Source organism: Shewanella sp. CAL98-MNA-CIBAN-0140, from assembly GCF_040309905.1.
GTDB classification, from domain to species: Bacteria; Pseudomonadota; Gammaproteobacteria; order Enterobacterales; family Shewanellaceae; genus Shewanella; species Shewanella psychromarinicola.
Genome location: NZ_JBEOPI010000188.1, coordinates 1 through 265, shown reverse-complemented (window position 1 = coordinate 265; position 265 = coordinate 1). Strand labels below are relative to the sequence as shown.

Below are 265 nucleotides of genomic sequence, written 5' to 3'. Positions count from 1 at the left end.
ACCCTGGACCGCATGATCGCGCTGGTGGAAGGCGCCAAACGCCAGAAAACCCCCAACGAAGTCGCGCTGGATATCCTGCTGATCGGCCTGACCCTGATCTTCCTGCTGGTGGTGGTGACCTTGCAGCCGTTCGCCCACTTCGCCAATGGCAGCTTGCCTTTGGTGTTCCTGGTCGCGCTGCTGGTGACGCTGATTCCTACCACCATTGGCGGCTTGTTATCGGCCATTGGCATTGCCGGCATGGACCGCCTGGTGCGTCTCAACG

General features: G+C 61.1%; 1 pseudogene. It reads left to right on the top strand.

From position 1 onward, the window contains the following. Positions 1 to 265: pseudogene (locus AAEY93_RS20690) on the top strand (potassium-transporting ATPase subunit B); the annotation flags it as partial.